This window comes from Methylobacterium mesophilicum, assembly GCF_036441335.1.
GTDB classification, from domain to species: Bacteria; Pseudomonadota; Alphaproteobacteria; order Rhizobiales; family Beijerinckiaceae; genus Methylobacterium; species Methylobacterium mesophilicum_B.
Genome location: NZ_MLBW01000011.1, coordinates 62,269 through 79,136 on the forward strand (window position 1 = coordinate 62,269; position 16,868 = coordinate 79,136).

The window sequence follows — 16,868 nt, forward strand, 5'->3', positions numbered from 1 at the left end:
CGCGATCCTCAGAACAGCCCGTCGATCTGGCCGTTCGCGTCGAGGCGGATCGTGTCGGCGGCCGGCACCCGGGGCAGGCCCGGCATGGTCATGATCTCCCCGCAGATCGCCACCACGAAGCCGGCGCCGGCCGAGAGCCGGACGTCGCGCACGCCGACGATGTGGCCCTCGGGGGCGCCCATCAGGGTCGGGTCGGTGGAGAACGAGTACTGGGTCTTGGCCATGCAGATCGGCAGGTGGCCGTAGCCGTCCTTCTCGAAGGTGGCGAGCTTTCCGGCGGCCTTGGTCTCGATCTGGATGTCGGCGGCGCCGTACAGCTTGGTGGCGATCGCCCGGATCTTGTCGGTGAGCCGGCTCTCGGTCTCGTAGGCGTGGCGGATCGGCGCCGGCTCGGCCTGGCTGAGCTTCACCACCGCGCGGGCGAGGTCCTCGGCGCCGGCGCCGCCCTCGGCCCAGTGGCGGCAGGTGATCGCCTCGACGTCGAGCCGCTCGCGGCACAGCTCCTTCAGCTTGGCGTGCTCGGCGTCGGTGTCGGCGTGGAAGTGGTTGACGCCGACCACCACCGGCAGGCCGAAGCCGCGCAGGTTGGTGACGTGCCGGGCGAGGTTGGCGAAGCCCTTCTCCAGGGCGTCGATGTTCTCGGCCCCGAGGTTCTTCTTGTCGACGCCGCCGTGCATCTTGAGGGCGCGGATCGTGGCCACCACCACCACGGCCGAGGGGGTCAGGCCCGCCTGCCGGCACTTGATGTCCAAAAACTTCTCGGCGCCGAGATCGGCGCCGAAGCCCGCTTCCGTCACCGTGTAGTCGGCGAGCCGCAGGCCGGCCCGGGTCGCGATCACCGAGTTGCAGCCGTGGGCGATGTTGGCGAAGGGTCCGCCGTGGATCAGCGCCGGGTTGCCCTCGAGCGTCTGCACGAGGTTCGGCTGCAGGGCGTCCTTGAGCAGCACCGTCATGGCGCCCGTCGCCTTCACGTCCTTGAGGGTGACGAGCTTGCGGTCGCGGGTCTCGGCGATGACGATCCGGCCGAGGCGCTCCTCCAGGTCGGCCAGGTCCTTGGCGAGGCAGAACACCGCCATCACCTCGGAGGCCACCGTGATGTCGAACCCGTCCTCGCGGGGGAAGCCGTTGGCGACGCCGCCCAGCGACTGGGTGATCTGGCGCAAAGCCCGGTCGTTCATGTCGACGACGCGGCGCCAGTGGATGCGGCGCACGTCGATGTTGAGCTCGTTCGCCCAGTAGACGTGGTTGTCGATCAGCGCGGCCGCGAGGCTGTGGGCCGCCGTGATGGCGTGGAAGTCGCCGGTGAAGTGCAGGTTGATCTGCTCCATCGGCACGACCTGCGCCTTGCCGCCGCCGGCCGCGCCGCCCTTCATGCCGAAGCACGGCCCGAGCGAGGGCTCGCGCAGGCAGATCATGGTCTTCTCGCCGATCCGGTTCAGGGCGTCGCCCAGGCCCACCGTGGTGGTGGTCTTGCCCTCGCCCGCGGGCGTCGGGGAGATCGCCGTCACCAGCACGAGCTTGCCGGGCTTCCGGCTCTCCAGCCCGGCGATGTAGCCGTGGTCGATCTTGGCGATGTGCTTGCCGTAATTGTGGAGCGCGTCATCCGGGATGCCGAGCTTCTCGGCGACCTGCGCGATCGGCTTCAGGGTCGCGGCGCGGGCGATCTCGATGTCTGACGGCATGGGCCTTCCTTCCCTGGTCGCGGGCACGCTGCCCGCCCGCCGGCTCTTGCCGTGCGAATCTCCTGCCGTGCGGGACGCGGCGTGGCCGCCCGCGAACGGCCACGCACTGTGCGTCAAAGCCCGCGAAAATGCGCGTCGATTTTTATGAGCTGGCGGACAAAATACTCTTGTCGCTGCCGCTGTCCCCTGCTCACGCGCTGAGCGGTCCCGGATCGGCCGCCCGCGCCGCTCAGAACTTGACCAGCTCGACGCGCCGGTTCCGCGCCCGCCCCGCCTCGCTGTCGTCGGCGGCGACCGGGCTGGCGGCGCCGAAGCCCTTGGCCCGCAGCCGGTCCCTGGCGATCCCGGCCGCGACGAGCTTCGCCATGACCGCCTTGGCGCGGCCGTCGGACAGGGTCCGGTTGTGCGCGGCGGCCCCGGTCCCGTCCGTGTAGCCGTTGATGGCGAGCCGCAGGCCGGGATCCGCCCGCAGCAGGGCCGCCACCGCGTCGATCTGCGGGGCGGAGGCCGGCAGGATCTCGGTCCTGTCGGTGGCGAAGTTGACCTGGATCACCGCCCTCCCGGTCTTGTCGAGATCCTGCTTCAGCCGCTCGGCGGGCAGGAGGGCGGCGGTCTGGACGAACGGCTTCGTCTCGAGGATCGTCCAGGCCGCGCTGTTGCTGTCGGGCACGAAATGCACCCAGACCTCCCGGTCCGGCCGGCGGATCACCCAGGTCTGGGCCGGCGCGCTGTAGACGTTGCCCAGGCCCTCGTACATCCCGACCCGGATGTCCTCCGGCAGCGTCTCCGTCACGGGGTCGGGGATCCGGCCGTCGGCGATCTTCCGGCCGCCGGCCTGCGTCAGCACGGCCTCGATGTTCTTCTTCAGCTCGTAGGCGGAGTAGGTCTTGCCGTCACGGGGACCAATCAGGGACTGGAAGACCTTGCCCTCGACCTCGTGGAGCGCCGCGCCGGTCCAGAACAGGAAATGCCCGAAATCCCGCGTCTCGGGCGGGTTCACCGGCTGGTAGCCGTCGGGCAGCGCGAAGTAGGGAAAGCGACCGAGCGGCGCGTCCGAGACGGGAACGGAATCGAGCGCGAAGGCCTTCGGCGCCGCCGCCGCGTCCTGCGCCCGCGCGGGATCGGCCCCGATCCCGGACGCCGCGCAGGCGAGGGCCAGCAGGATACAGACAGGCTTCAGCGCTCTCACGACGCACTCCGGAACGTTGCGGAGGCGCGACGATAGCGGGCGCGGATCGGCGGGCAATTAGGTCGCCCGACCTACGGCCTCCGGGGCATCGCGCGCGATCGCGGGAGAGCGACGCGGGCGCCCGGAGCCCGGACAATCGACATATCTCCCGGACGGCGCGGCCGGAACGGCAGCCGCACCGCCCCGAGGCGGGACCGGGCGGGGGCCCTAGCCCCCCGACTTCTTGGCCTTGTCGGCGGAGCCCGGCGCCTCGTGCGGCTGGGGCGCGCCCTTCGGGAGTTCCGGATTGTCGGGGTTGTGCGGGGCGGCGACCGGGGCCGGCACCGTCTCGGCGGTGGCGGTGGGCTTCTCGATGTCGGGCAGCCCGTCCTTCAGCTTCGCGTTGATCTGCGCGAGGTCGTCCGGCTCGGGGTTCAGGTCCTTGGCGTGCTGCCACTGGAACTTGCCCTCGAGGCGCCGGCCCGAGCGCCAGTAGGCGTCGCCGAGGTGGTCGTTGATGGTCGGATCGCCGGGCTTCAGCTCGACCGCCTTCTCCAGCTCGCGCACCGCGTCGTCCCAGCGGCCGAGGCGGTAATAGGCCCAGCCGAGGCTGTCGACGATCATGCCGTCCCGCGGGCTCGCGTCGGCGGCCTGCTGCAGCAGCTTGAACGCCTCGTCGATGTTGATGTTCTGGTCGACCCAGGAATAGCCGAGATAGTTCATCACCTGCGCCTTGGCGGCGGGCTGGTTGGCCGGCACAAGCGACAGGGCCTTCTTCAGGTCGGCCTCGGCCTTCGGCCACTGCTTGGCGCGCTCGTAGGCGGTGCCGCGGAAATAGTAGGTCGTCCAGTAATTGGCCTGCGGCCGGTCGCCGATCAGGTCGATGGCGCGGGTGTAGGTGGCCGCCGCCTCCTCGTACTTCTTGCGGGCGCGCTGGACGTTGCCCAGCGCCGTGATGACGTCGATGTCGTCCGGGTGGGCCTTCATCGCCGCGTCGAGATGGGCGAGCGCCTCGTCGCCCTTGCCCATCTGCTCCAGGTTCAGGCCGATCTGGATGTCGGCGTTGAGCTTGAGCGGGGAATTGGCGGGGATCTGCGCGTAGGCCTCGTTGGCGCGCTCGGGCTGCTTCATCCGGTCCAGCGTGTCGGCGAGCGTCAGCCGGGCCAGCGCGTGGTCGGGGGCGAGGTAGAGGGCGAGCCGCAGGTAGATCACCGCGGGCAGCTCGTCGCCCTGCGTCGAGCCGGCCGAGCCCAGCCCGTACAGCACCTCGGCGGCGCCCTCCTGGGCGGTGCCGATCAGCCGGGTGAGCGGCTTGCCCGCCTTCAGCTTCTCGAGGGCGTCGCGCACCAGCGGGTGGCGCGGCGAGAGCTGGTCGAAGTCGGAATAGGCCTGGATCGCCAGGTCGGTGCGGCCGAGGCTGGCCTCCATCCGGGCGTAGGCGTCGACGATCCGCAGGGTGTTGTGGTCGGCGTCGTAGGCGGCCTTGAGGCGGCGCTCGGCCTCGGCGTTGTCGCCGGTCACCGACGCGATCAGGCCGGCGTGGTAGTCCCGGAAGGTGTTGTAGTAGCGCTCGCCCCGGAGCTTGTTGACCGTCTCCAGCGCCTTCTTGCCGTCGCCGGCGCCCGCGTAGGACCAGGCGGTGAGCAGCGTCGCGGTCAGGTCCGTGGCGGCACCCCGGCCGCTCCGGGAAAAGTTCTGGCGGGCGGCGGCCCACTGGCCGGCCTTGATCTGGCGCACCCCGAGGGAGAGGTTGGCCAGCCCGTTGGTCGGATCGCGGGCGATCAGCTTCTCGGCGGTGCGGAACGCGTCCGGCAGGGCCCCGTCGGCCAGCAGCGAGATGAAGGCGCGCTCGACGAGTTCCGCGTTGCGCGGGTCGGCCTTCACAGCCTCGCGGTAGAAGGTCGCCGCCGCCGCCGTGTCCCGCGACGCGCCCGCGATGTAGGCGGAGAGGAAGTTGCCCTCGAGCGAGTCCGCGGGCTCGTAGTCGAGCAGCGGAGTCGACTCCTTCGGCTGCGCGGCGAGCACGGTCTGCGGAAGCCCGGCAGCGAGCAGCAGGGCGAGCGCCGAAACGCTCCGGCGGGCGCGTGTCATCATCATGAACCGATCGCGGCTCCTGGGCGCCGGCCCGTCGGGGGCCGGGCGCGAGAATGGCGGGGCATCCCCGAAAAAACGTTGGGGACACTGAACCCATCCCGCCAGCCCCGCAAGGCGAAAGGATGGCGCGGGGGTTGAGGCCGGGTTGGTCGGCCGTCCCGTCATCGCGAGCGCAGCGAAGCGACCCAGGGCGGCGGGACGTCTGCCCACGGAGCGGTTCACCGGATTGCTTCGCTGCGCTCGCAACGACGTGAGACCTCGGCTCCTCGGCCGAGAGCAATCCTCACATGTTCGGGTAGTTCGGCCCGCCCGGTCCCTCCGGCGTCACCCAGTCGATGTTCTGGTTCGGATCCTTGATGTCGCAGGTCTTGCAGTGGACGCAGTTCTGGGCGTTGATCTGGTAGCGCACGCCGTCGCCGGCGGCGGCGTCCTCCACCCACTCGTAGACGCCGGCCGGGCAGTAGCGGCCCGAGGGCCCGCCGTAGACGTCGTGCTCGGAACGCTTCTGCAGCTCCAGGTCGCGGACCTTGAGGTGGGGCGGCTGGTCCTCCTCGTGGTTGGTGTTCGACAGGTAGACCGAGGACAGCCGGTCGAAGGTCAGCTTGCCGTCGGGCTTCGGGTAGACGATCGGCGTCACCTCCGAGAGCGGCTTGAGGCAGGCGTGGTCCGGCTTGCCGTGGGACAGCGTGCCGAACGGCGAGGCGCCGAGGATGCTGGTCGCCCACATGTCGATCCCGCCGAGCCCGACGCCGACCAGCGTGCCGTACTTGGACCAGAGCGGCTTGACGTTGCGCACCGCCTTCAGGTCCTGCCCGATCGGGCTGTCGCGCCAGCCGGCCTCGTAGGCGGTGAGCTCGTCGCCCGCGCGGCCGGCCTTCAGGGCGTCCGCGATGGCGTCGGCCGCCTGCATGCCGGACAGGATCGCGTTGTGCGAACCCTTGATCCGCGGCACGTTCACGAAGCCCGCCGAGCAGCCGACGAGGCAGCCGCCCGGGAAGACCAGCTTCGGCACCGATTGCCAGCCGCCCTCCATGATGGCCCGCGCGCCGTAGCCGATCCGCTTGGCGCCCTCGAAGGTCTCGGCGATCATCGGGTGGGTCTTGAAGCGCTGGAACTCCTCGAACGGCGACAGGGTCGGGTTCTCGTAGTTCAGGTGCGTGACGAAGCCGACCGAGAGCAGGTGGTCGTCGAAGTGGTAGAGCCAGGAGCCGCCGCCGGCCTTGTTGGGCAGGGGCCAGCCCATCGTGTGCTGCACGAGGCCGGGCTCGAACTTGCCGGGGGCGAGCTGCCAGAGCTCCTTCACGCCGAGCCCGTACTTGAAGTGGTCGCTGTGGCGATTGAGTTCGAAGCGCCGGATCAGCCCCTTGGTCAGGTTGCCCCGGGCGCCCTCGCCGAACACCGTGTACTTGCCGCGCAATTCCATGCCGCGGGTGTAGTCGTCGCGCGGCTCGCCGGACCGGCCGATGCCGAGATCGCCGGTGGCGATGCCCGCCACGGCGCCATTGGCGTCGAAAAGCACCTCGGAGGCCGGGAAGCCCGGATAGATCTCGACGCCGAGCGCCTCGGCCTGGGCGCCCAGGTACTTGCACGTGTTCGAGAGCGAGCCGACGAAGTTGCCGTGGTTCGACATGAGCTTGGGGAAGAACAGGTTCGGCAGGGTGATGCCGCTGTTCTTGGTGAGCATCATGAACTCGTCGCGCTGGACCTCGGTCTTGAGCGGCCGCTCGGGGTCGGTGCGCCACTCCGGCAGCAGGCGATCCAGGCCGATCGGGTCGATCACCGCCCCCGACAGGATATGGGCGCCGACCTCCGAGCCCTTCTCGACGACGACGACCGAGATCTCCTCGCCGATCTCGGCGGCGCGCTGCTTCAGGCGGATCGCGGTGGCGAGGCCGGCCGGGCCGGCGCCCACCACGACCACGTCGAAATCCATGCTCTCGCGTTCGGGCAGCGCCATCCTCGGGTTCCTTTTCTTGTTCCGGCGCCCGGTTCGTCGCCGGGCCGGCCTTCCTGATGCCGTCTCAAGCGATTCCAAGCTAGAAAGGCAAGTTGCCGACGCTCAAGCTCAAGGCAAAGTTCCCTTCGCCGCAGGGGACGGCGTCACAGCGCTGCGCCGCGCCGCGCTGTTCGGTCACGCAAGTCCTTGCCGCCCGGTGCGATTCGGCGCGTTGTCCACAGGCCCCGGCGATCCCACATGCTGAGTCCCATGCCGAGCCCCACCGACGCGCAAGCCGACCTGATCGCCTATCTCGACTTCCACGTGGAGGCCGGGGCCGACGCGGCGCTCGATGAGCACCCGCACGACCGCTTCAACGAGGCCGACGCGCCCGCGCCCACCCTGCGCGCGCCGCGCCGGGCGCCACCCCGGGCCGCCGCCGAGCAGCCCGTCAGCCCGGTCGCCAACACGCTCGTTCCCCCGCCCGGATCGCCGCCCCCGGGCATGGCGGTGCCGGTCAGCGTCTGGGTCGCGGGCGCGCCGAGGCAGACGATGATGTCCGGGTCGACGAGCTCGATCTGGCGCTCCACGAACGGCCGGCAACCGCAACCCGACTCCCCAGGAGGTGGCGGTGTGCCGGGCGGCCGCCAGGGCACGATGTTGCCGATATAAGCGCTCGTCCGGTCGAGCCCGACCGCCTTCATCATCTTGTCGAGGAGCTGGCCCGAGCGGCCCATGAACGGCTTGCCGATCCGGTCCTCGTCGGCGCCGGGCGCCTCGCCGAGAAACATCACCCGCGCCTCGACCTCGCCGACGGCGTCGCCCTGTTCGTGGATGCCCGCAACCTCACGAATGCCCGCTACGTCTCGGACATCGCCGTGGTGGCCAACGCCGCCGCGACCGCCGGAGGCCCGGCCGCGCTGCCAGCGCCCAGCCCGACGAGGCCGCGAGCGACGCCCGCGCCCGGGCGCGGCAGGCCAAGTCGCTCGACGAGCTCGAGCGGATTCTCGCGGATTTCGACGCCTGCCCGCTGCGCTTCACGGCCAAGAACCTCGTCTTCGCCGACGGCAATCCCGAGGCGCGGGTGATGTTTCTCGGCGAGGCGCCCGGCGCCGACGAGGACCGGATCGGCAAGCCGTTCATGGGCCGCTCGGGCCAGCTCCTCGACAAGATGATGAAGGCGGTCGGGCTCGACCGGACGAGCGCTTATATCGGCAACATCGTGCCCTGGCGGCCGCCCGGCAACCGCAACCCGACTCCCCAGGAGGTGGCGGTGTGCCGGCCGTTCGTGGAGCGCCAGATCGAGCTCGTCGACCCGGACATCATCGTCTGCCTCGGCGCGCCCGCGACCCAGACGCTGACCGGCACCAAGGACGGCATCCTGCGGACCCGCGGCCGCCTCTTCCCGTACAAGTTGCCGAATCGCGAGGTGAAGCTGCTCGCCACGCTCCACCCGGCCTTCCTGCTGCGCCAGCCAGTGCAGAAGCGGCTGGCCTGGCGGGATTTCCGGTCCCTGCGCGCCCTCCTCGACGGGAAAGCTTGACCGGAGTGACGGAACCGGCTCTCCCCTCCCGTCATTAGAGCTTCGTTCCCGCTGCTGGCGCGCCAACGGCCGGACACGACGACGCACAGCAAACCGTGGGCTGCCCGGGGCGGCCGGCGCAGCATCGATGGCGGGACCCAACCATGCGCTGGGAAGATCTACGCAGCTCGGACAACGTCGAGGATCGGCGCGGTGAAGGGGGCGGCGGTGGCGGCATGGGGTTTCCCGGCGGCGGTGCCGGCGGGCTCGGCATCGGCACCATCGTGGTTCTGCTGATCATCAGCTACTTCACGGGCATCAACCCGGCGATCCTGATCGGCGGCGCCCAGCAGATCGGCGGCGGCGGCCGCGGCCAGCAGGAGCAGGTCGACCCGCAGACCCAGGCCAAGCGGCGGCAGGCGCCCACCGACGAGAGCGGCCGGTTCGCCTCGAAGATCCTCGGCAACACCGAGGACGTGTGGAGCCAGATCCTGCCGCAGCAGACCGGCAAGCAGTACACCCCGACGACGCTGGTGCTCTACACCGGCGGCACGCGCTCCGGGTGCGGTTCGGCCCAGGCCGCGATGGGCCCGTTCTACTGCCCGCTGGACAAGAAGGTCTATCTCGACACCGGCTTCTTCAAGGAGATGGCCTCGAAGTTCGGCGTGAAGGGCGACTTCGCCTACGCGTACGTGATCGCCCACGAGGTCGGCCACCACGTCCAGGACGTGCTCGGCATCCTCGGCAAGGTCCAGGCGCGCCAGCAGCAGGCCTCCAGCAAGACCGAGGCGAACGCCCTCTCGGTGCGGATCGAGCTGATGGCCGACTGCCTCGCCGGCGTCTGGGCCAAGAACTCCAACGACAAGTACGCCGAGCTCGAGCAGGGCGACATCGACGAGGCGCTGAACGCCGCCGCGCAGATCGGCGACGACGCGCTGCAGCAGCGCTCGCGGGGCTACGTGGTGCCGGATTCCTTCACCCACGGCTCCTCGGCCCAGCGCCAGCGCTGGTTCATGGCCGGCTACAAGAGCGGCCAGACCAAGGCCTGCGACACGTTCCGGACGGCCAACAACTGAAGGCGGACTCGGGCCTCACGAGCCGCCCCCGTCATCGTGAGCGCAGCGAGGCGACCCGGGGCAGCGTGACGTCACCGGATGGGGCGCCGCTGGATCGCTTCGCTGCGCTCGCAAGGACGCCGCGGTGAGATGCGGCGGGCGCGCCTCACCCCCGGCTCAGCCGCCGCGCGTTGGCCTGGACCTTACGCCGGTAGCTGCGGATCACCTTGCCGTTCGAGGCGCCCGCGGCGAGCATGAGCGCCGCCTCGCCGGCGGCCAGCATCTTCTCGGTCACCATGAGCTGCGCCTCGGCCTGGGCCGCCGGGCCGCCGAGGGCGAACATCGCCATGCGCTGCGCGATCACGCCCTGCGCCTCCAGCCCCAGCATGGCCATGTCCATGCCCGTCATCCACCAACCGAACAGCATCGCGATCCTCATGTTGCCCAGGGCAACGGCCGAGCCTCATCCCGGGTCCCGGGATGCGCCCAGGCCTGCGCCGGACGCAAGCGTTATCCCGCACTGCGGCACCCTGCCTTTGCGCCGCGTCGGCCGATGCCGTAAGCGGCCGGGACACTCCCGGACACCTTCCGGACAGCGACCTCCCGGACAGCGCCCGCCCCATGATACGCCTCGACAAGATCACCAAGCAGAACGGGCGGCAGCTCGTCTTCATCGAGGCCTCGGCCGCCCTCCAGCGGGGCGAGAAGGTCGGGCTGGTCGGCCCGAACGGGGCCGGCAAGACCACCCTGTTCCGGATGATCATCGGCCAGGAGCAGCCCGACGAGGGGCAGGTCGCCGCCGACCGGGGCATCACCATCGGCTATTTCAGCCAGGATGTCGGCGAGATGTCGGGCCGCAGCGTCGTCACCGAGGTGATGGACGGCGCCGGCCCGGTGAGCGCGGTCGCGGCCGAGCTCGCCGAGCTCGGCGCGGCGCTCGCCGACCCGGACCGCGCCGACGAGATGGACGCCCTGGTCGAGCGCTACGGCGAGGTCCAGGCCCGGTTCGAGGAGCTCGACGGCTACGCCCTGGAGGGCCGGGCCCGCGAGGTGCTCGACGGGCTGAGCTTCAGCCAGGAGATGATGGACGGCGACGTCGGCGCCCTCTCGGGCGGCTGGAAGATGCGCGTCGCGCTGGCCCGCATCCTGCTGATGCGCCCGGACGTGATGCTCCTCGACGAGCCGTCCAACCACCTCGACATCGAGAGCCTGATCTGGCTCGAATCGTTCCTGAAGGCCTATGACGGCGCCCTGCTGATGACCTCGCACGACCGCGAGTTCATGAACCGCATCGTCACGAAGATCATCGAGATCGACGCCGGCGCGCTCACCACCTACTCGGGCGACTACGCCTTCTACGAGGGCCAGCGGAAGCTGAACGAGGCGCAGGCCCAGGCGCAGTACGAGCGCCAGCAGGCGATGCTGGCGAAGGAGATCGCCTTCATCGAGCGGTTCAAGGCGCGGGCCTCCCACGCCGCCCAGGTGCAGAGCCGGGTGAAGAAGCTCGACAAGATCGAGCGCGTCGAGCCGCCCCGGCGTCGGCAATCGGTGGCCTTCGAGTTCCAGCCGGCGCCCCGCTCGGGCGACGACGTCGTGATGCTCAAGGGCGTGAACAAGCGCTACGGCAGCCGCACGATCTACGAGGGCCTCGACTTCTCGGTGCGGCGCAAGGAGCGCTGGTGCGTCATGGGCATCAACGGCGCCGGCAAGTCGACGCTCCTGAAGCTCGTCACCGGTACCACCGCACCCGACGACGGCTCGGTCACGGTCGGCGGCAGCGTGAAGCTCGGCTACTTCGCCCAGCACGCCATGGACCTCCTCGACGGCGACCGCACGGTGTTCCAGACCCTGGAGGATTCCTTCCCGCAGGCCGGCCAGGGGTCGCTGCGGGCGCTGGCCGGCTGCTTCGGCTTCTCGGGCGACGACGTCGAGAAGCGCTGCCGGGTGCTCTCGGGCGGCGAGAAGGCCCGGCTGGTCATGGCGCTGATGCTCTACGACCCGCCGAACTTCCTGGTGCTCGACGAGCCGACCAACCACCTCGACATGGGCACAAAGGAGATGCTGATCGAGGCGCTCGCCAATTACGAGGGGACGATGCTGTTCGTGTCCCACGATCGGCACTTCCTGGCCGCCCTCTCGAACCGCGTCCTCGAGGTCACGCCGGAGGGCATCCACCAGTACGGCGGCGGCTACACCGAGTACGTGGCCCGCACCGGCCAGGAGGCGCCGGGCCTGCGGAGCTGAGGCGCCGCTCGCCATCGCGGGGGCAGCGCAGCGACCCCGGGGCAGCGCGCCCGCGGGAAGCGTGGCGCACCTGGATCGCGTCGCCGCGCGCGCGAGGAGGGCGGAGCGTTCCGGCCGGAAGCCCTGCGACCGGCGCGCCGCTATCGCCCCCCGTTGCCCCGCGCTAGGCTGCGCCGAAACGGCCCGGGTGAGACGCCGTGCGACGCCTGCTGAAGTTCCTCCACACGATGGGGTCCGCGGGGCTGCTGGGGGCCATGGCGTCCCTGGTCGTCATGCTGAGCCTGTCGCCCGCGCCGTCCGCCCTGGCGGGCTACGCGGCGACGCGGGGCGCGATGGGCGCCGTCGCCACATGGATCTTCCTGCCCGCCCTGGCGGTGACGCTGATGTCGGGCCTGCTGGCGATGGCGCTGAACCGCGCCTTCCTCAACGCCGGCTGGGCGTGGGTGAAGCTCGCCACCGGCGTCCTGATGTTCGAGGGCGGGCTGGTCTACGTCCAGGGCCCGATGAAGCAGGAAGCGGAGCAGAGCGCCCGCGCGCTGGCGGGCCTCGTCGATCCCGCGGGGCTGGCCGTCTCGCTGACCGGCGAGCGCGGCACCCTCTGGGTCCTGCTGGCGGTCGCGACCGCGAACGTGGCGCTCGGGATCTGGCGGCCGCGGATCCTGCGGATCCCCCGGTAGTGCCGCCGCATGGGACCGGGGGGCGGGCGACGGTCCCGCGCCCGGCCGGCCCTCAGGCAATGAGTTGCCAGCTACAGATCTACTTCCCGATACAGAACCCGCTGAACAGCCGGTCGAGGACGTCCTCGACACCGACATGGCCCGCGACCTCGCCCAGGGCCCGCACCGCGAGCCGCAGATCCTCGGCGGCCAGCTCCGGGAGACCGCCGGCACTGCCCGAGACCCGGTCGAGATGCGCCACGCAGACCTCCAGCGCGGCCCTGTGCCGGGCCCGGGTGATCAGCGCGTCTCCGGCGCCGAGACCGTCCACGGCCGCGGCCTGGATGGCGTCGAGCAGGGCGCCCATGCCCGCCCCCGTATGGGCCGAGACCGTCACGTCGGCCCGGTCTCCCACCTGTTCTGAGCCGGCAAAGAGATCGGCTTTGGTCTGGACGATCAGGACTGGCGCGCGCGCCGGCCCGAGATCCGGGACCGCGCCGCCGGGGGGCACGAGCGCGACCACGAGATCGGCCGCGTCGATCCGCGCCCGCGTCCGCACGATGCCCTGCGCCTCGATCGGTTCCGCGGTGTCGCGGAGCCCGGCGGTGTCGACCAGGAGGACCGGCAGGCCGCCGAGGTCGAGCCGCACCTCGATCGCGTCGCGGGTCGTCCCCGGGCTGTCCGACACGATGGCCACGTCCCGCCGGCTCAGCGCGTTCAGCAGGGTCGACTTCCCGCTGTTGGGGGCCCCCGCCAGGACAACGTTGAATCCTTCGCGCAGGCGCTCGCCGCGCTGGCCGTCCTGATCGACGCCGAGACCGAGGGCCAGCGCCGGCAGGCCCNCAGGCGCGCGGCGCGGTCGAACAGCGCCGCGTCGAGGCCGGCATCGTCCACGTCCCCCTCGTCGGCGAAGTCCAGCGCGGCCTCGGCGGCGGCGAGGCAGTCGATCGCCTCCGCGCGCCACGCGGCCACCTGCCGGCTGAGCGCGCCGTCGAGCTGGCGCAGGGCCTGCCGGCGCTGGCCCTCGGTCTCGGCGTCGATCAGGTCGGCCACGGCCTCCGCCTCGGCGAGGTCCATCCGTCCGTTGAGGATCGCCCGCCGCGTGAACGCCCCGGGCTCGGCGGCCCGGCAGCCGGGAAGGCAGGCGAGGGTGGCGAGGACGCGCATCCGCACGGCCGCGCCGCCGTGCAGGTGCAGCTCGCCCATATCCTCGCCGCTGTAGGTGTCCGGCCCCGGAAACCACGCCACCAGCGCCCGGTCGAGCTCGGTGTCGTCGCGTGGATCCCGGAGGCGCCGCAGCGACAGCCGGCGCGGCGGCGGCAGGCGCCCGCCCAGGGCGACGAGCGCGTCGCGCGCGGCCGGGCCGCTGATGCGGATCACCGCGACGGCGGCCCGTCCGAAGCCGCTGGCCGGCGCGAAGAGCGTGTCGGTGTCGGTCATGATCCCACAGGGCCGCGCGGAGGAGCGGAGTTTCACGTGAAACACGCGTGGCCGCCCTATACCATCCCGACGTCGCGGTGCCGTGCCCGGATGCGCCGTCGCGATCTCGAACGGGGATGCGCCATGATCGTCTGGACCCGCCGCGCCTTCGGCCTCGGCCTGCTCGCCGCGCCGCTCGTCCGTCCGACGCGCGCCGCGGAGGCGGAGCCGGACTGGGCCGCCGTCGAGCGCCGGCTCGGCGGCCGCCTCGGGATCGCGGCCGCCGCGACCGACCGCGTCCTCGCCGCTTACCGCGCCGACGCGCGCTTCCCGATGTGCAGCACCTTCAAGGTTCTGGCGGCGGCGGCGGTGCTGGCGCGGGTCGATGCCGGCCGCGAGACCCTCGACCGGATCGTCACCTACGGTCCCGGCGACCTCCTGAGCTACGCGCCAGTGACTCGGAAGGCCCTGGAGGCCGGCGCCGGGACCGGGCGGATGAGCGTCGCCGACCTGTGCGCGGCCACCCTGATCTGGAGCGACAACGCTGCCGCCAACCTGCTCCTGGCGGATCTCGGCGGCCCCGATGCGCTGACCGCGTGGCTGCGCACCACCGGCGACGCTGTCACCCGCCTCGACCGGACCGAGCCGACCCTCAACACAGCGCTGCCGGGCGACCCGCGCGACACGACCACGCCGGACGCCATGCGGGCGACCCTGGGCCGGATTCTCCTCGGGACGACCCTGTCACCGTCCTCGCGCGACCGGCTGGAGGCCTGGATGGTCGCCTGCGAGACCGGCCGGAAGCGCCTGCGGGCCGGCCTGCCGCCCGACTGGGTCGCCGGCGACAAGACCGGGAGCGGCGACAACGGCACCGTCAACGACGTGGCGATCCTGCGGCCGCCGGGGGGCGCGCCGATCCTCGTGGCGGTCTACCTCACGGGATCGACGGCCTCCCCCGAGACCTGCGCGGCGGCCTACGCTGAGATCGGCCGCCTCATCGCCGCGCGCGCCCATTCGACCTGACCGGACGAACCATGAAGACAGCCGCCAGAACGCCGTCCAAGACACCGTCCAAGACACCGTCCAAGACACCGTCCAAGACACCGTCCAAGACACCGTCCAAGACACCGTCCAAGACACCGTCCAAGACACCGTCCAAGACGACCCGCGCCACGCTCGCCCTCGACAGGGCCGGCATCCCGCACAGCCTCCACGTCTACGCGTACGATCCGGACGCGCCGCGCATCGGCCTTCAGGCCGCGGAGGCGCTCGGGGTGGATCCGGGGCGCGTGCTGAAGACCCTGATGGCGTCGGTGGACGGACGGACGGTGTGCCTGCTCGTGGCCTCCGACAGGGAGGTGTCGATGAAGCGGGTCGCCGCCGCCTTCTCGGGCAAGGCCGCCGCCATGCTCAAGCCGGCCGATGCCGAGCGGCTGACCGGCTACCATGTCGGTGGGATCAGCCCACTGGGGCAGAAGCGCCCCTTCCCGACAGCGATCGACGCCGGTTCCCTGACCGACCCGACGGCCGAGATCCACGTCAACGGCGGCGGCCGGGGCCTGCAGATCCGCCTGACCGAGGGCGATCTCGCTGCCGTCCTGGACGCCCTCGTCGTGCCGCTGACGTGATCCCGCGGTAATCGCTCGTTTACCCTGCCGTCGCACGGTGTCGCCTCTCGGCGGAGAAGGCGGCGCAGGGGCGGCATGCGGGAAACGGCGCGCAGGGCGATCACGGCGCTCGGACTCGTCCTGCTGCTCGCGGGACCGGGCCGCGCGGCCGATCTCGACATCCGTGGCGGCGTCGAGACGGGCGTGGGCGGCCCTCCCCGCTTCTTCCCGCGCAACGACGGCCTCGACCGCCGTCCGGTCTACGCGGTCCGGTCCCGCGCCGTGCCGGTGGGCTGCACGCCCCGGCGGGCGCCCGTGCCCACCAACGCGCCGGACGATCCGAGCTACGTCGGCTCCGAGTACGGCCTGGGGCATCCCAGCTATTACGGCTTCACGCCGCCGCCCGGCGTGGACGATCCCTTCGGACGCTCGCTCCTGCCCTACTGCCCGTGACGCCGACCGGGGCGGCGGGGACCGTGACCGGACTGCCGGATTCCACCGCCCCCCATCATGCTCTAGACCGGCCCTGCCCTCCCCCGGAGCCCGTGCCGTGTCCGAGTCGACCTTCCAGTCCTTCCGCGACCTCGAAGCCCTGCGCGGATGCGTGGCCGCGTGGCGCGCGGCGGGCGAGCGCGTCGTCCTGATCCCCACCATGGGCGCGCTGCACGACGGGCACCTCGCCCTCGTGGCCGAGGCGCGGCGGATCGGCCGCCGGGCGGTGGCCAGCATCTTCGTCAATCCGACCCAGTTCGGCCCGAACGAGGATTTCGCCCGCTATCCCCGCGACCTGGACGCGGACCTGGCCCTGCTGGCGCGGGCCGGCGCCGACGCCGCCTGGACGCCCGGCGTCGAGACCATGTACCCGCCGGGCTTCGCCACCCGGATCGAGGTCGCCGGCCTGACCGAAGGTCTGTGCGGGCCGTTCCGCCCCGGCCACTTCGCGGGCGTCGCCACGGTGGTGACCAAGCTCCTCAACCAGGTCCGGCCGGACGTCGCCCTGTTCGGCGAGAAGGACTTCCAGCAGCTCCGCGTGCTCCAGCAGGTCGCGGCGGATCTCGACCTCGCCGTGGAGATCCGCGGTGTGCCGACCGTGCGCGAGCCCGACGGCCTCGCGCTGTCGTCGCGCAACCGCTACCTCTCGGCCGAGGAGCGGGCCGTCGCCCCGAAGCTCCACGCCGTCCTGTCCGAGATCGCCTCCGCATCCCGCAACGGCACCCCCGTGGCCGGCCGGATCGCCGCCGGGCGGGCGGCGCTGGAAGCGGCGGGGTTCCGCGTCCAGTACCTCGCGGTCTGCGACGCCCGGACCCTGCTCCCGGTGGAGCGGGTCGACGGCCCGGCCCGCGTGATCGCCGCGGCCTTCCTGGGTCGGACCCGGCTGATCGACAATCGCGCCGTCTAGGCCGCCCGCGGTCGTGGCCGCCGGGCCACGGCGCGCGGATTTCCGGCTTTGACTGCGCCAGGTGATTGGCGCCGCCCGGCCGACCT

12 protein-coding genes and 3 pseudogenes are annotated in these 16,868 nt (G+C 71.7%); 8 read left to right on the top strand and 7 right to left on the bottom strand.

The features are described from left to right. Positions 1-8: 8 nt before the first annotated feature. From MMR14E_RS08415 to MMR14E_RS08440, 5 genes and pseudogenes are all read right to left on the bottom strand, one after another. Complete coding sequence (locus MMR14E_RS08415) at positions 9-1,682, bottom strand: formate--tetrahydrofolate ligase (protein WP_331313684.1); 1,674 nt, start codon at positions 1,680-1,682, stop codon at positions 9-11. 229 nt (positions 1,683-1,911) lie between these two features. After that, positions 1,912-2,871, bottom strand: a complete 960-nt coding sequence (locus MMR14E_RS08420; RefSeq protein WP_331313685.1) for an OmpA family protein — start codon at positions 2,869-2,871, stop codon at positions 1,912-1,914. A 207-nt stretch (positions 2,872-3,078) separates the two neighbouring features. Continuing rightward, a complete protein-coding gene (locus MMR14E_RS08425) occupies positions 3,079-4,947 on the bottom strand; it encodes a tetratricopeptide repeat protein (RefSeq protein ID WP_331313686.1) in 1,869 nt (622 codons plus the stop codon). A 280-nt stretch (positions 4,948-5,227) separates the two neighbouring features. Further along, the gene (locus tag MMR14E_RS08430) at positions 5,228-6,901 is read right to left on the bottom strand and encodes an electron transfer flavoprotein-ubiquinone oxidoreductase (RefSeq protein WP_331313687.1); all 1,674 of its coding nucleotides are present in this window, start codon (positions 6,899-6,901) and stop codon (positions 5,228-5,230) included. Between the two features lie 488 nt (positions 6,902-7,389). Further along, positions 7,390-7,698 (bottom strand): annotated as a pseudogene (locus MMR14E_RS08440) (uracil-DNA glycosylase); the annotation flags it as partial. 86 nt (positions 7,699-7,784) lie between these two features. Here MMR14E_RS08440 and MMR14E_RS08445 point away from each other — a divergent pair. Further along, positions 7,785-8,423: pseudogene (locus MMR14E_RS08445) on the top strand (uracil-DNA glycosylase); the annotation flags it as partial. Positions 8,424-8,566: 143 nt separating this feature from the next. Then, positions 8,567-9,478 (top strand): neutral zinc metallopeptidase, encoded by a 912-nt coding sequence (locus MMR14E_RS08450; RefSeq protein WP_331313688.1) that lies wholly within the window; start codon positions 8,567-8,569, stop codon positions 9,476-9,478. 145 nt (positions 9,479-9,623) lie between these two features. Here MMR14E_RS08450 and MMR14E_RS08455 read toward each other — a convergent pair whose 3' ends face one another. Then, positions 9,624-9,884, bottom strand: a complete 261-nt coding sequence (locus MMR14E_RS08455; protein WP_020094308.1) for a hypothetical protein — start codon at positions 9,882-9,884, stop codon at positions 9,624-9,626. Between the two features lie 194 nt (positions 9,885-10,078). Between MMR14E_RS08455 and MMR14E_RS08460 the strand changes: the two genes are divergently transcribed. Next, complete coding sequence (locus MMR14E_RS08460) at positions 10,079-11,701, top strand: ABC-F family ATP-binding cassette domain-containing protein (RefSeq protein WP_331313689.1); 1,623 nt, start codon at positions 10,079-10,081, stop codon at positions 11,699-11,701. 197 nt (positions 11,702-11,898) lie between these two features. Continuing rightward, entirely contained in the window at positions 11,899-12,378 is a 480-nt protein-coding gene (locus MMR14E_RS08465) for a hypothetical protein (RefSeq protein WP_331313690.1), read from the top strand. Positions 12,379-12,457: 79 nt separating this feature from the next. Here the strand turns inward: MMR14E_RS08465 and mnmE are convergent. Continuing rightward, a pseudogene (mnmE, locus tag MMR14E_RS08470) lies at positions 12,458-13,797 on the bottom strand (tRNA uridine-5-carboxymethylaminomethyl(34) synthesis GTPase MnmE). A gap of 123 nt (positions 13,798-13,920) precedes the next feature. Between mnmE and bla the strand changes: the two are divergent. The 4 genes from bla (at position 13,921) to panC (ending at position 16,782) form a co-directional block, all read left to right on the top strand. Next, entirely contained in the window at positions 13,921-14,799 is an 879-nt protein-coding gene (gene bla, locus MMR14E_RS08475; protein ID WP_331313691.1) for a class A beta-lactamase, read from the top strand. An 11-nt stretch (positions 14,800-14,810) separates the two neighbouring features. Beyond that, positions 14,811-15,404: an aminoacyl-tRNA deacylase gene (locus MMR14E_RS08480; protein WP_331313692.1), complete on the top strand. Its 594-nt coding sequence runs from the start codon at positions 14,811-14,813 to the stop codon at positions 15,402-15,404. Positions 15,405-15,479: 75 nt separating this feature from the next. Beyond that, the gene (locus MMR14E_RS08485) at positions 15,480-15,836 is read left to right on the top strand and encodes a hypothetical protein (RefSeq protein WP_331313693.1); all 357 of its coding nucleotides are present in this window, start codon (positions 15,480-15,482) and stop codon (positions 15,834-15,836) included. 97 nt (positions 15,837-15,933) lie between these two features. Beyond that, positions 15,934-16,782 (top strand): pantoate--beta-alanine ligase, encoded by an 849-nt coding sequence (gene panC / locus MMR14E_RS08490; protein ID WP_331313694.1) that lies wholly within the window; start codon positions 15,934-15,936, stop codon positions 16,780-16,782. Positions 16,783-16,868: the final 86 nt, after the last annotated feature.